The organism is Bacillus haikouensis, from assembly GCF_013179555.1.
In the GTDB taxonomy this organism is placed as follows: domain Bacteria; phylum Bacillota; class Bacilli; order Bacillales; family Bacillaceae_B; genus Rossellomorea; species Rossellomorea haikouensis_A.
Genome location: NZ_JABMCR010000013.1, coordinates 1 through 14,178, shown reverse-complemented (window position 1 = coordinate 14,178; position 14,178 = coordinate 1). Strand labels below are relative to the sequence as shown.

At 39.7% G+C, this 14,178-nt stretch carries 18 protein-coding genes; 14 read left to right on the top strand and 4 right to left on the bottom strand.

Annotation, left to right across the window (positions count from 1 at the left end):
* Positions 1-157 precede the first annotated feature (157 nt).
* The 9 genes from HP456_RS02685 (at position 158) to HP456_RS02645 (ending at position 7,357) form a co-directional block, all read left to right on the top strand.
* Positions 158-421: a CD3324 family protein gene (locus HP456_RS02685; RefSeq protein WP_172248478.1), complete on the top strand. Its 264-nt coding sequence runs from the start codon at positions 158-160 to the stop codon at positions 419-421.
* Positions 422-591: 170 nt separating this feature from the next.
* Entirely contained in the window at positions 592-1,230 is a 639-nt protein-coding gene (locus HP456_RS02680; protein WP_172248477.1) for a FusB/FusC family EF-G-binding protein, read from the top strand.
* Between the two features lie 180 nt (positions 1,231-1,410).
* Positions 1,411-2,487, top strand: a complete 1,077-nt coding sequence (gene rlmN / locus HP456_RS02675) for a dual-specificity RNA methyltransferase RlmN (protein WP_172248476.1) — start codon at positions 1,411-1,413, stop codon at positions 2,485-2,487.
* 344 nt (positions 2,488-2,831) lie between these two features.
* Complete coding sequence (locus HP456_RS02670; protein WP_172248475.1) at positions 2,832-3,308, top strand: DUF2975 domain-containing protein; 477 nt, start codon at positions 2,832-2,834, stop codon at positions 3,306-3,308.
* Positions 3,309-3,370: 62 nt separating this feature from the next.
* Positions 3,371-4,051 carry an HAD family hydrolase gene (locus tag HP456_RS02665; RefSeq protein ID WP_172248474.1) on the top strand — a complete coding sequence of 227 codons (681 nt, stop codon included), beginning with the start codon at positions 3,371-3,373 and terminating at the stop codon, positions 4,049-4,051.
* A gap of 32 nt (positions 4,052-4,083) precedes the next feature.
* On the top strand, positions 4,084-4,605 hold the full coding sequence (locus tag HP456_RS02660; protein ID WP_172248473.1) for a hypothetical protein: 522 nt from the start codon (positions 4,084-4,086) through the stop codon (positions 4,603-4,605).
* A gap of 542 nt (positions 4,606-5,147) precedes the next feature.
* Entirely contained in the window at positions 5,148-6,428 is a 1,281-nt protein-coding gene (locus HP456_RS02655) for an NAD(FAD)-utilizing dehydrogenase (RefSeq protein WP_172248495.1), read from the top strand.
* 50 nt (positions 6,429-6,478) lie between these two features.
* Positions 6,479-7,066 (top strand): kinase, encoded by a 588-nt coding sequence (locus HP456_RS02650; protein WP_172248472.1) that lies wholly within the window; start codon positions 6,479-6,481, stop codon positions 7,064-7,066.
* 12 nt (positions 7,067-7,078) lie between these two features.
* Positions 7,079-7,357: a hypothetical protein gene (locus HP456_RS02645; protein WP_172248471.1), complete on the top strand. Its 279-nt coding sequence runs from the start codon at positions 7,079-7,081 to the stop codon at positions 7,355-7,357.
* A 33-nt stretch (positions 7,358-7,390) separates the two neighbouring features.
* Here HP456_RS02645 and dnaN read toward each other — a convergent pair whose 3' ends face one another.
* The 3 genes from dnaN to HP456_RS02630 form a co-directional block, all read right to left on the bottom strand.
* Complete coding sequence (gene dnaN / locus HP456_RS02640) at positions 7,391-8,512, bottom strand: DNA polymerase III subunit beta (protein WP_172248470.1); 1,122 nt, start codon at positions 8,510-8,512, stop codon at positions 7,391-7,393.
* Between the two features lie 64 nt (positions 8,513-8,576).
* On the bottom strand, positions 8,577-9,005 hold the full coding sequence (locus HP456_RS02635; protein ID WP_246288685.1) for a GNAT family N-acetyltransferase: 429 nt from the start codon (positions 9,003-9,005) through the stop codon (positions 8,577-8,579).
* Positions 9,006-9,025: 20 nt separating this feature from the next.
* Positions 9,026-9,445, bottom strand: coding sequence for a VOC family protein (locus tag HP456_RS02630; RefSeq protein ID WP_172248469.1), 420 nt, complete (start codon positions 9,443-9,445; stop codon positions 9,026-9,028).
* A 90-nt stretch (positions 9,446-9,535) separates the two neighbouring features.
* On the opposite strand from HP456_RS02630, the gene HP456_RS02625 reads away from it, so the two are divergent.
* The 5 genes from HP456_RS02625 (at position 9,536) to HP456_RS02605 (ending at position 13,682) form a co-directional block, all read left to right on the top strand.
* The gene (locus tag HP456_RS02625; RefSeq protein WP_172248468.1) at positions 9,536-10,189 is read left to right on the top strand and encodes an RNA polymerase sigma factor; all 654 of its coding nucleotides are present in this window, start codon (positions 9,536-9,538) and stop codon (positions 10,187-10,189) included.
* A gap of 159 nt (positions 10,190-10,348) precedes the next feature.
* The gene (locus tag HP456_RS02620; RefSeq protein ID WP_172248467.1) at positions 10,349-11,002 is read left to right on the top strand and encodes an ABC transporter permease; all 654 of its coding nucleotides are present in this window, start codon (positions 10,349-10,351) and stop codon (positions 11,000-11,002) included.
* Between the two features lie 16 nt (positions 11,003-11,018).
* Entirely contained in the window at positions 11,019-12,011 is a 993-nt protein-coding gene (locus tag HP456_RS02615) for an ABC transporter ATP-binding protein (protein WP_172248466.1), read from the top strand.
* A 4-nt stretch (positions 12,012-12,015) separates the two neighbouring features.
* Entirely contained in the window at positions 12,016-12,753 is a 738-nt protein-coding gene (locus HP456_RS02610; protein WP_172248465.1) for an ABC transporter permease, read from the top strand.
* 20 nt (positions 12,754-12,773) lie between these two features.
* Complete coding sequence (locus HP456_RS02605; RefSeq protein WP_246288682.1) at positions 12,774-13,682, top strand: glycine betaine ABC transporter substrate-binding protein; 909 nt, start codon at positions 12,774-12,776, stop codon at positions 13,680-13,682.
* Positions 13,683-13,838: 156 nt separating this feature from the next.
* On the opposite strand, the gene HP456_RS02600 is transcribed toward HP456_RS02605, so the two are convergent.
* Positions 13,839-14,111: a hypothetical protein gene (locus HP456_RS02600; protein ID WP_172248464.1), complete on the bottom strand. Its 273-nt coding sequence runs from the start codon at positions 14,109-14,111 to the stop codon at positions 13,839-13,841.
* Between the last annotated feature and the right edge of the window lie 67 nt (positions 14,112-14,178).

The following is a 14,178-nucleotide window of genomic DNA, read 5'->3' as shown; positions in this document are numbered from 1 at the left end:
CGGGAACTGGAGCGTCTCATGCAAAGCCTGTTACTCAGAAGGCGATACTTTGCATGGGGTGGAATAGAGACTGATCGCCCACACATGCTTTTCGCATTTCTCGTGATGTGCTTTGCACCTTATTTATTTGAACCATTAAAATAAGGGGCTGACGTCAATGAAATACGTTAAAGCAGAAAAGGTTTTACCTGAAAGGTTATTGATTGAAATTCAGAAATATATTCAAGGAGAGACACTCTATATTCCCAAGACAAAAAACTCTTATCGAAAATGGGGAAGCCGATCCGGCACACGAGCGCTCCTTGACAAGAGGAATTCATGCATTCGCGATGATTTTAGCAGAGGTGTAAAAATCGAGCAATTAGCGGACAACTATTTTTTATCCTGTGAAACCATTAAGAAAATCGTTTATAAAAAGTAATGATTTTGCACCGGCAATATGTTTGCCGGTGTAATGAGTGGTAGTCAGTTATTGCAAGTGTCCAATCAATGGCGAGTTTGATTGAAAACCAATCTATACATATATGTTAGTAAAAGAATACGATATAGTTGTAATGAATAAGTTAAGAATTATGTTTGGGAGCGATCAAGATGGAACCATTCATTCGAAATGATCAATACAATTTCATCCATTATCAAATTAAGGTTCTTATAAACGGATATTCTACGGTTAATGACCCAGGAGTTTTGGATGCACTGAAATCTTTAGTAAGAGATAAGATTTTCAACCTCTTTGACGAACTGTCCGCCGAACAAGTGCGGATGCTTGAGACGGTCGTTTACGTTAAGGACTCGGAACAGGGTCAGGATTATTTAACGGAACTAAGAGAATTAGTCATTCCATTTCAGCCGGTTAGCGAGACAACCCTGAAAAAATTGTATCCTAAAGTGAAAAAGTTGAAGTTACCGGGTTTGAGCGATCTGGATTTCAGAGAGCTTTCGTACCTTGGCTGGAATGACTATGGACAGGAAAGCAAGTATATCGTGGCTCATTATGACGGAAAGCTGAAGGGCTTAAAAGGCACGTTTAAAAACAGCAGTAAAAAAGGGTTATGCTCGATTTGCAACACATTTGGAAATGTAGGGATGTATGTTTCGGAATCAAAAAAATCTTCGCAAGGAACCTATATTAAGAAAGGGAACTATATTTGTCAGGATAGTTTGGAGTGCAACGGTAAACTAAGAGACTTAGTAAAGCTTAATGAATTTATAGAGAGAATGAACCATTGATAAGGCCGGGGAATTTTCCGGTCTTTTTTGCCGCCAAAAAAGCATTCATCCTTATTCTTTTTTTACAAATATACGGAATTCCAATATTGTGTAAAGTTAATAAATCCCTTGAAACATGGTGATACTTTAAGTAGTATAGATAAGTAGAAAATTGTAGAGTATTGAAATGAGGGTTTATTAATGGATAAAATTTCCATATATGGATTAACTATAGAGCAACTGACCTCCTGGCTGGTCGAGCATGGTCAGAAGAAGTTCCGTGCAGCCCAGGTGTGGGATTGGCTATATAAAAAAAGAGTGACCGAATTCTCTCAGATGAAAAACCTGAATGGCGAATGCATTCAATTATTGGATGACCATTTTCACATTCAGACACTGAAGCAGGAAATCAAGCAGGAATCGAAGGATGGAACCATTAAATTTCTATTCAAGCTAGAAGATGGTAACTTGATCGAGACAGTATTGATGCGCTTCAATTATGGATTAAGTGTATGTGTCACGACCCAGGTCGGCTGCAACATCGGCTGTACATTCTGTGCAAGCGGACTTCTGAAGAAGAACCGGGACCTGTCAAGCGGGGAAATCGTCGAACAGATCATGAATGTTCAACATCATTTGGATGCACAGGGCAAAGATGAGCGTGTAAGTCACATTGTTGTGATGGGGATCGGTGAACCGTTTGATAACTACGATAATATGATGGACTTTTTCCGTGTTGTGAACGATCAGAAGGGACTCTCGATCGGAGCACGCCATATCACAGTGTCGACAAGCGGACTCGCGGATAAGATTTATAAATTCGCAGATGAAAACATTCAGATTAACCTTGCAGTATCATTGCATGCACCGAACAATGAGCTTCGTACGAAGATCATGAAAATCAATCGGGCGTATCCACTGGAAAAGCTGATGCCTGCAATTGATTACTATCTTGAAAAAACGAATCGGCGCATCACTTTCGAGTATATCCTTCTAAGTGATGTGAATGATCATAAAGAAGAGGCACTCCAGCTCGCCAAACTTTTGAAAAACAAGCGTCACTTATCGTATGTAAACTTGATTCCTTATAATCCTGTCGATGAACATAATCAATATCAGCGCAGTACGAAAGATGCGATTGTAGGTTTTTACGGTACGCTGCTTGAGCACGGAATCAATTGTGGTGTCCGTGTTGAACAGGGGACAGACATCGATGCAGCTTGCGGTCAGTTAAGAAGTAAGCAGATTAAGAAGGACAAAGAAAAAATCCGTTCATAATAGAATGATATTGAAGAAAACACACGAATTCATATGAGTTTGTGTGTTTTTTTATGGAGCTTTTAATTACATGATGTGGAAGTGTTTCCGGTCTGCAAATTTTAATCTATTTTGCAAAAATACGATCCATTTCAGATATAATCCATTCGCCAAAAATGTATTATTGCCTTATTAATAATCATCTTTTAATCCTTGCCAATGATTGTAATCTCGATGTCTATGAAAACCATCAAGTCTTACTGGATTCATATGGCATAGATACTTTCACTCACGATACTTGATAATTATTTATTGATATACAATAAAATTAAGGATATACTGGAAAAAATGGATGGGGGAGTAACATGAAACAGATAACGATTGTATTTCTTAAATCAGCCATCATCATTTTGGGGTTGGTTGTTTTGTGTATTAGCATATTTGGTCTGCCTAAGATTGCTGCTTTTCCAGCAGAGGCAAATCCTGAATATGCATATTTGAAATGGCCGGTAATGCTTGGGTTATATATTACTGAAATTCCTTTTTATCTTGCTCTTTATCAGTCATTCAAACTAGTGGGATTCATTAATCAGAGGATTGTTTTTTCAGAAGAAGTTGTAAGAAATTTAAAGCTGATCAAGTTGAATGCATGGAGCATCACTTTGCTGTACTCGGCAGGCGCTATACTTCTGCTGACTCAGAATGCTCTTCATCCAGGTATCGCAATCGCAGGGATTGTCATCATCTTCGCATCTGTGACCATTTCTGTATTCGTATCAGTTTTATTGGAAGTTTTGAATCATGCACTTGAGTTAAAATCTGAAAATAATTTGACCGTATGATTGAGGACGGGGCTATGATAAATATACCGGTTAGTAATGATAAAGAAAGGTGATGGCAGTAAATGAAAGTTGATGCAGTGATATTTGATATGGATGGGACATTGTTTCAGACAGATCGAATCCTGAAATTATCCCTTGAAGATGCATTTGAACGGTTGAGAGCGAAAGGAACATGGGAAGGAGAGACTCCGATAAGTATGTACCGTGAAATAATGGGAGTGCCGCTTCCGAAAGTTTGGGAGACGCTGCTGCCCCGCCACACGATTGAAGAGAGGGAAAAGGTGAATGAATATTTTCTTGAAAGGCTGATCGATAACATTCAATTGGGAAAAGGAGAACTGTATCCTCATACAATAGAAACGTTATCGTATTTAAAACAACAGCAGTTGAGGTTGTTCATTGCCAGTAACGGTCTACCTGATTATTTAACTGCAATCGTGAAGCATTACCGATTGGATCGATGGGTGGATGAAGTATTCAGCATTGAACAAATTGAGTCATTGCATAAATCAGATTTAGTAAATCAGATTTGTGAGAAATACGGGGTGCAAAATGGTGCAGTTGTCGGAGACCGGCTCTCTGATATCTTAGCAGCTAAAGATAATGGTTTATTGGCTATTGGTTGCCGCTTTGACTTTTCTCAGGAGCATGAGCTGTTACAAGCTGACCTTGTCATTGAAGATTTATTGAAATTAACGGAACTGCTGCCCTTTAGTAAAACTCTTTACCCTTCATTGGATTAATTATCATTTTATTGAAATTGGTGTGTGTAAAAATGAAAAGAATCAAGCTTGAGATATGGTTTGTTATCATATGCATATATATTTTTGCTGCAGGCTGCGAGATTAATTCAGTTGATAAATATGAGCTATTCAAGAGTATAGAAAGTACTGATTTATCGGGTGAACATATGAATTCGGTATCACTGTCTACCCAAGAAGAAGTTGTTTTAATTAGTTTCGGAGAACCGGAAAAAGTTCATGAAATTGCGAACCCGAAGACTAAATATCTCGTGTACGATGATATAGAATTTGGTATTGAAAATAATGAGGTTTTCGGTTATTTCTTTACTGGGGACAAGTCTACTGCCAAAGGGATCTCTAAAGGAGATTCCCGTGATAAAGTAATGGAAACATACGGTCCCAAGTATTATGAAAGAACTGATACCGATTCGGACATTATAGGTTATCTGGACAAGCATCACGGTATCAACCTCGAATTCAGCTTCCATGAAAACAACTTGGTCGGAACTGCCTTTAAAAAAATAGTAAATAAAAATAGGTCCATTCCAAACTGACGGATGAACCGTTAGTCAATTGGTATTTTATGTTTGCATGAATGATAAATTGAAATTTTAGTATTTTGTCGAAACTGATTGGTGGTGGTGGAAATAGGTAATCAGTTGTTTTGGTTAAGTGTAAAACATACAATTCATACTATTTTAGTCTGCTTGCTTCTGATATCATTTGTGTTTCCTAGCTTATTTTCTTATTTTTATTTAATGAGAGAACAGAGTATACCGCATGAGTTTTTAAATTGGTGGTACGCATCAATGGCAGCGGTAGTGATATATTTTTTGGTGAGTACATATCGAAAAAAGAATATGATTGTAACTGCATTTTTACTGATGTATTTTTTCTTTTTGGTGTCAAATAGTATATGGTTATAGTGGTCGATGTATTTGACGATTCCCCTTAGGCAGGGAAAATAAGAAGTGAAAAAATCGGGTGGGAAATTAATATAAGAATACGTCAGAGAGGTGCTATAGTGGAAACAATACAACATGATATCACGATCGTCGGTGCTGGGGTAAGCAGCATTTTTTTCGCCTACACATTTATGAAAAACAATAAGGATGCACGGATACATATGATTGATATAGGCAAAGAGTTGGATCAGCGGAAGTGCAGTCTAGATAATGAGGAAAGATGTGAATGCAGAGGGGTTTGCAGTAAGTATGCAGGATTTGCGGGACTGGGAAAGTCGGAAGGGAAATTTAATTATACGAACGATTTCGGCGGGGAGCTTCATAGGAAAATAGGAGAAGAAAAAGCACTCCGTCTGATGGAGGAAGTGGATGAGATATTATGTCGATTTGGTGGAAGTGCAAGGGAAAAGTACAGCACGCAGAATGAATTTCTTTCAACAACTGCAGAAATTCATGGCTTGAATGCATTATCGTCCGAGGTGAGACATTTAGGAACGGATTTAGCTCAAAAAATCTTTCAGGAAATGTATGAAGTCATGCGGGAAAGAGTGAGCTTTACATTTGAAACGAAGGTGGAAGCTGTAAGGAAACTTGACGATGGATATGAACTTCATACCAATAGAGGGTATTTTCAGAGTGGACTCATTGTTATTGGAACCGGAATGAGCGGCAGTGTCTGGCTTAAAAACATGATGGGGTCTTTCGGTATCCATCCAGGTGAAACACGGCTGGATATGGGGTACCGGGTGGAAATGAAAGGTGATCAGCTGCAGTCTATCCTTCAAGACACATTCGAAACAAAATTGAAAATCGAAAGGAATGATTATGTAGCTACTACGTACTGCATGAACCCGCGCGGCAGGATTATCCGTAAATATCAACATGGTCTTGTCATGCCCGATGGACAAAATGCACTGGAAAAAGAAACCCCGAGTGCCAATCTGAATTTTACTTTGTTCGTTCCGCAATACTTTTCTTCATACGAAGAAGCTATTGCTGAAGCAGTAAATGTTATTGGAGGAATCAATGGAGGAGAAGATAGGATCGTTGTTCAACGATTGGAGGATTTCAGAAGGCACCGGAAAACTGAAACACTTTCCAACAATGAAGTAAAACCCTCTCTTAAAGCACAATGCGGTAATGGACGAAGTGAGGTCCCAGCTCTATATACGGGTGCATTGCTTGAATTTCTTGATGCGTTGGAAGGTTTAATAGGAGAAGAAATTCATGGAGATACACTTCTGTATGGTCTTGATGCAAAGTTTTATGAGCCAAAACTATATACCGATGAAAATTTTGAAAGCGAGCTCCCGGGTATTTATTTGATCGGTGACTGTTCCGGGGTCACTCACTCCCTTTCACAGGCTGCCGCGAGCGGTATTCATCTCGGTAAACATTTGGGACTCAAATAATTAATATAAGAGCAGATATCTTACATTCATCCCTTTGAAAGGAGAAAAAAATGGTTGAGGATTCCGTTATCAAAAACATTTTACAAAATATAAAAGATAAACTGATCGTGATTGGAATTGATGGATTGAGCAGGTCAGGTAAAACTACATATGTAAAAGCTGCAGGGAAAATACTGAGAGAATACAATGTAGAGTACGTTTGTTTACATATGGATGATTTCATAGAAACTCGCAGTAAAAGATATGACACCGGGTTTGTTGAATGGGAAGAGTACTATTATTTGCAATGGGATGTAGAAAAGCTGAGAGAGAGCCTGTTTGAAAAACTTAGGGTTTCTTCTCTGTTGACCCTTCCATATTACGATGAGGAAAAGGATATACAGGTGTGGAGAAATTTGCAATTGCCCTCATGCGGCGTAATTTTAATAGAAGGAGTATTTCTCCAAAGGAAGGAGTGGAGGAACTTTTTTGACACGCTCATTTACTTGGAGTGTGAAAGACAGGTCCGATTTAGCAGGGAAAGTATATCCACCCAGACAAAAATAAACAAATTTGAGAACCGTTATTGGAAAGCGGAGGAGCACTACTTACGGAATATGCATCCTGTGCGTAATGCTGATTTTGTTATCAGTTCATGAAGGGAGAGGGGGTTGGTTGTTGATATGATGATAGGCGGATTTATGATCATCGCTCATGCGATTAGTATGACCATGTCTTTGGCCATTTTTATATCGTTATACCGGAAAAATCAAGTGAGGGGAAAATGGTTTCTAGCTGTCATACTCCCGTGGGGCGCGGTCACTCTATTTAGATTATTCGATTACTCAATAATTTTGGGCATTACGACAGTAATTATCTATATTACACTATCTGGTTTCACGATTTATACCATAAAATCAGGTGTCTTGAATCAAGAGGAAAATGTGTGAAAACTCCTGATGAAAAACAGCAGGAGTTTTCTGTTAACCTGCCCGAACCGGTGAAATCAGCTGAAGATGCTGAAGATTATCTACGGGATGAATTAGAACCGGACGCATCGATCCACTGAAGCAAAGTGAAACTTCATCTTCATTAATTGATTTTAATGCTTCCATAAGAAAACGGCCATCAAGTGTAAGGATGAGCTCGTTGTCACCTGTGAGAGCTGAAAGTTTCTGCAACTCTTCGATCCTACCAATCTCAGAAGAACGAGAAGAAATTTTTAAATGAGATCCATGCATGAGCTCCAGCTGAATGTTATGATTTCTCCATTCCTTTGAAAATAAACACGCACGATCAACGCCTTCAAGGAAGTCGCTCGTATTCAAGGTGACAGTTGTTTTTGAATCATTCGGAATCAGACTCGATGTATCTGGATAGCTGCCTTCAATCAATCTCGAATAGAATGACATATCAGCTGTCGTAAAGACTATATAATGGTCGGTTATCAATATATTGACCGGTGAACAATCTTTCTCAATCAATCTATTAAGTTCGAAAAGTGCGGCGCTCGGAACGATACAATCCCCTTTGATCGTTGATGAGATTTTGTGCTTCTTGAGTGCGAGCCGGTGAGAGTTGGTTGCAATGGTAATAAGCTCATCTTTTTGAATAGAAAAGTGGACACCTGTCAATACCGGCCTTGTATCATTGGACGAAACTGCAAATGCCGTCTGTTTAATTAGCTGGACCAACTCCCCTGATTCAATTTCAATAGACGAATCATGATTGAGTTCAGGTAAAGGGGGATAATCATACGGATTCAACCCTTTCATCCGGGTCAGGATATCCTTTGAACGAATGGTAATGGAATGATTCTCATCAACATGGATGCTCAGATCTTGTGGGAGCTTTTTAACTAGTTCATACAGGTAGACTGCCGGGATGATGATACTTCCCGGCTCGGTAATGACTAGAGTATCTTCAGAGGCAGGAATCTCCTTTTTGATGATAGTAGTTGAATTACTGCCGATGAGCGTCAATTTGTGGTCATCGGCAGTCAATTTTATACCAGTCAGGCTGGGAAAAGGCGATTTGGAAGAAACGACTCTTGATACATCAGCAATCGCCTTTCTAAAATGTTGGTTTTGAATATGAATATGCATGATTTAAAATCCTCTCCATACTTTGTCTTTTAATATATTCGACAAAGTAAGGAAAATCCCTTGCCTACAGTTCCTTCAAGTAAACGTAACTTTTTTTCTTATAGTCCATTTTATCTTCGTAGAACCGATGTGCATCAAGGCGCTGGAGACCTGAAGAGAGGGAGATGATATCATATCCATTGTCTTTAGCCCAGCATTCAACATAGTTGAGCAGTTTTTTGCCATGGCCATTCGAACGTACAGCAGCATCTGTCACTAAATCGCATACCCATATGGATTTTCCATTATATAGCGTTACCATAGGCATGAAGCCCGTGACGGCGACAATTCTTCCTCCCTCATACAAGGCTGCCAGTTTGTAGCCGTCTGTATTTGAAGCTTCCTTTATTAAATTCAGATACCCCGATTCATCTAAATGAGGACGGAGCTGCTTCATGACGGGATATGCGTCCAGCCACTCCTGTTCACCATTCAGTTGTTTGATTTCAATCATCCGTTTACTCCCTTCACCTATTAATAATGCTGTTTCTGTTTCTTTCGTACTTCATCCCGGTGGAATGGAGAACCTTCCACTTCATTCACAACGCTGAACGGATTTCCATCAGGGTCGAAGAAATCAAAGAATTTCATTCCATCAAAATCATCGATTTCTGATGTTCTAACGCCATTTTCATTAAATCGGGCGTATACTTCATCTAAATCGTCCACCAAAAAATTATAATAAGAATTTTTCCTGTTCCCTTTGATAGTGAACTCTGTCGGCTGCGGTTTTTCAACCTGAACCAGACCCAGCTGAGTAGGGCAGGAAGGAAAATAGAATCCTGCTCCGCCTTCCCATTCATCAATTAACTTTACGTCTAAAAGCTCTTCATACCATTTTTTTGATCTCTGTAAATCGGTAACAGGAACAAACACACATCCTACTTTGAACATAAAAAACACTCCTTACATTATTGATATCACTTTAATAACGAATATAATGAAATAAAAGTTACAAAATTCTTGAAAAATTGGAGGATTAAAGTGATTTTTAAAAATTTGGAAAAGACCATCTCACAGCTTTACCGCTATTGTTTAAAACTGGCAGGTTCCCAATGGAGGGCAGAAGATCTGACTCAGGATACATTGATAAAAGTGTACTCGCTAAAGAAGACTGAACCACATAGGGAAGTCTCTATTAGTTTTCTGTATGCGGTCGCGAAAAACCTTTTTATCGATGAGATAAGAAAGAATAAAGATGTCACCACATTCAAGGAAGAACTTCACACGTACACAGTGGACTTTACAGAATGCGAGGGTTTAATGGAAGTATTGCTGTTGAGATTGCCGATCCGTCAGGCGATTCTTGTCACATTGAAAGATGTATTCGAGTATCGTTCACAGGAAATAGCTGACATGATGAGAGTCAGTAATGAATCGATAAAAACCAGCCTTTCCCGTTCGAGAGCCAGTTTAAAACAAAAGCGGGTATTTGAAGAATTCCCATTTCAGCACGAAACAACTGCAAAAGAATTATTGAAGGAATTGACGAACGCAATCCAAGAAAAGAATCCGGCTGCATTATTCGCCGTCAGCCGTCTTATGGAAACAAAGGATTATTCGCTTTCCAGAGTTTCTGGAACGAGGTATTTGCATGTGATTGATCCAGACGGGAATATCCTGGAGGTTGTAAGCTAAGAGGATAAAAATAACAACCAATGGTTAATAGATGATGGATTAGACACGAGAGTCCAAAGAATGTTACGGTTATATGAGGGTATACTAAAAATCGACTTGGCTGCTAGCCTTGCTCGATTTTTTTTTGGCCCGGACAATCGTATAAAGGAGGGTAAATGGATGGATGAATGGATGAAATTTCTTGAGGTGAATGCGCCGCGGATCATAGAATTAACCATTGAGCATGCGACACTTGTCGGATTAGCAATCATTGTTGCACTGTTGATTGGTATTCCTCTTGGTATTTACCTTACGACCAATGACTATCTTGCTGAAACTGTGCTGCAGATTGCATCAGTCATGCTGACAATCCCCAGTATCGCGTTATTTGGAGTCATGATACCGATCTTCTCAATAATCAATCAAGGAATAGGCTTTGTACCAGCATTTGTTGCACTTGTTCTCTATTCTCAACTTCCGATTATTAGGAATACATATACGGCAATTAAAAATGTAAACCCTGAAATGAGAGATGCGGCAAAAGGACTCGGGATGAAAACTTACCAAAGACTATTCCGGGTGGAAATTCCAAATGCTTTTCCTCTTATCATGGCAGGGATCAGAACGGCAGTGGTACTTAATATCGGGATCGGTGTCATTGCTGCCTATATCGGAGCAGGAGGACTTGGCGTCCTGATTACACAAGGGATTTCCAGAGGGGATAATTATTTGATCATCAGTGGATCGGTCGCAGTAGCAATCCTGGCAATGATTGCTGACGGCATTCTATTGTGGATTCAAAAACGCTACACGCCAAAAAGCATAACCAACTAAGCAATGAGGTGAAAAGATGATTACGTTTAAGCAAACGACGAAAACATATGAAGGCGGGGTTACAGCTGTCAACAAGGTGGATTTCACAGTAGAAAAAGGAAATATCGTTGTTCTCCTTGGTCCTTCCGGCTGTGGAAAAACCACGCTGCTCCGTATGGTGAACAGGCTCGAATCAATCAGTGATGGTCAAATCATCATTGACGGACAGGATTCAATGAGCTTGAATGAAATTGAATTAAGAAGGAAAGTTGGATATGTAATCCAAAGCAACGGACTTTTCCCGAATATGACGATTGAAGAGAATGTAATGATCGTCCCTGATTTATTAGGTTGGGGAAAAAAGAAAAAACGGGAGCGTTTCGATTATCTTATGAATATGATTGGGTTAGATCCCGATAAATACAGAAAACGTTACCCGCATGAACTTTCAGGCGGACAGCAGCAGAGGATAGGTGTCATTCGCGCCCTTGCAGCGGACCCCCCGGTAATGCTGATGGATGAGCCGTTTGGTGCACTCGATCCGATCATCCGGGAAAAGATACAGGACGAGTTTCTTCAAATTCAGAAAGAAGTAAAAAAAACGATTCTATTTGTCAGCCACGATATCGATGAGGCAATCAAAATGGCAGATAAGATCGTTCTTTTACGCGGCGGAGAAATCATGCAGTATGATTCACCTTCAGAAATGCTTGTTCGTCCGAAAAGTGATTTTGTTTACGAATTTTTCGGAAAAGATCGTGCGATAAAGAGCTTGAGTCTTCATACGATTGAGGATTTGAAGAATATCATCGGTCTTGTAGATATCGACGAATCCATTCAGGACACGAAGACTATCAACGTGCATCACGATCTTAGAAACACTCTTTCCATGCTTTTGAATCAGGAAGCGGATCAAGTGATTGTGCTGGATCATTCTGGAAGTAAACTTGGTGCGATTACCATCGATCTTGTACAGAAGTACCTTCACTATGAAATCAAAGGCAAATCTTCATCGGCAGTGAAAGGATGATTCGATGAACAAGAAAAAGCTAGTCAGTCGAATCGTCCGCTACAGTGTATATGCCCTGGTCCTTCTTTTTTTTGTCTGGGCGATTCAGAATCGATACTTCGTATATATATTCAGTGAAACCAATACATTTTTACTGCTTCTGAAACAACATATACAGTTGGTTGCGGTCTCATCACTTCTGGCGATTGCCGTCGCCATCCCTGTTGGGATAATCATCACCAGGAAATCATTCAGGAGAGCTGAGTGGGCTGTTTCGAATACAGTAAATTTTGGACAGACAATCCCAAGCCTTGCGGTTCTTGCGTTAATGATCAGTGTTCTTGGTATCGGTTTTAATACAGCGATTTTTGCACTATTTATCTACTCATTGCTGCCGATTTACAGAAATACGGTAGCAGGAATCGACTCAATTGATGAAAACCTGATTGATGCAGCCAGAGGAATGGGGATGACCCCATCCCAGATTCTTTTCAAAATTGAATTGCCCAACGCTGCTTATTCCATGTTGGCAGGAATCAGGACTGCAGTTGTGTTGAATATTGGAACTGCGGCACTCGCATACGTTGTAGGCGGGGGAGGACTCGGTGTTTGGATCTTTACAGGAATCCAGTTGTTTGATAACGGTTACTTGATTTCCGGAGCCATTCCGGTCACGCTGCTTGCCATTACAGTCGATTATCTACTCAGACTGCTGGAACGTGCAGTCGTTTCTGATGGAATCAAACAAACAGGAGATATGTAAAAGATGTGGAGGTGATTCAGTTGATAAAGAAAATAGGAACTCTCATGATAATAGCTGCATTAACGGTCAGTCTTTCATCTTGTTCCTCTATAGGGATAGGCGGAAAAGAAATATCGGTAGGGGGAAAAAACTTTACTGAACAATACCTGCTTTCTGAAATGACTGCTTTTCTTTTGAAAGAAGAGGGATTCAAAGTGAAACAAATGAATAATCTGGGCAGTACGGTCGTTCGGAAGGCTCTGGAAAATAAGCAGGTAGACTTAATGTGGGAGTATACGGGGACTGCCCTCATCACCTATATGGGTAAAGAACCGATGTCTGATCCCGAGAAAACATTTCAGAAAGTAAAAGAACTGGATTCAAGGAACGGCATTCATTGGATGAACATGTCTGAAGTCAATAATACGTACGCGCTGGCGATGACAAAAGAAAAAAGTGAAGAACTTGGCATCGTTTCAATCAGTGATTTGGCAGCTTATGTTAATGAACACCCAGGGGCGCTGACTATGGCTTCCGATGCCGAATTCGCTAACCGGCCTGACGGACTGCCCGGTGTTGAAAAAAAGTACGGATTCAGCTTTGGGGCAGAAAACATTAAACAAATGGATATCGGACTCACTCAGCGTGCACTTGACAATGGCCAGGTGGATGTTTCGGTTGCCTTTGAAACGGATGCGACAATAAGAGACTATGGTTTAGTAACGTTGAAAGATGACCAACGATTTTTCCCGCCGTATCGGGCTGCAGTTAGCATCAATAAGGAAGTTTATAAAAAATATCCTGAAATTAAAGAAATCACTGCCCGATTGGCAACTAAACTGGACAGTGATATTATGCGTGAACTGAACTTTAAAGTAGATGTAGAAGGCAACAGTGTGTCTGTTGTCGCTCATGACTGGCTCGTTGAAAACGGGTTATTAGAAGACTAATGAAATTCCCGCGGTTTGCACTGCGGGAATTTTTTTGATATGAAATTTTGTTCGCGGGAGTGTAAGATTCGTAATCTCAACAGGATGAAAACCAAACACGGAGAAGGTGAACTGTGATTCGTGTTTTATTTCGTGATGAAGTTATGTTATTTCATGTTAATTTCTAAAATCATTACTGTTTTCATTCAATTTCTTCAGTTTTTCAGTTGATGAATTATCTTTATAGTAGTTCTCTAATATCTCCAGTATTTTTTCTTCTGAAAGTCCTGAAAATTCAACCAGCACCGAAATCGTTGGCTTGATTGAAAGAGTCTCACATGTCCTGATGGTTGAGAGGATAAGGTCATGAAAATGCTGCTCTCGTACTTCCATCTTCTTGCGGTTTTGCTGGTTTCTATTTTGATTTTGCTTGTCTTCTGATGGTTTCATAGGAATGAACCTCCTAGCTAAAAAGGAATTGTATAAGGTTTATCCTTAATTATGGATGGATAAACAT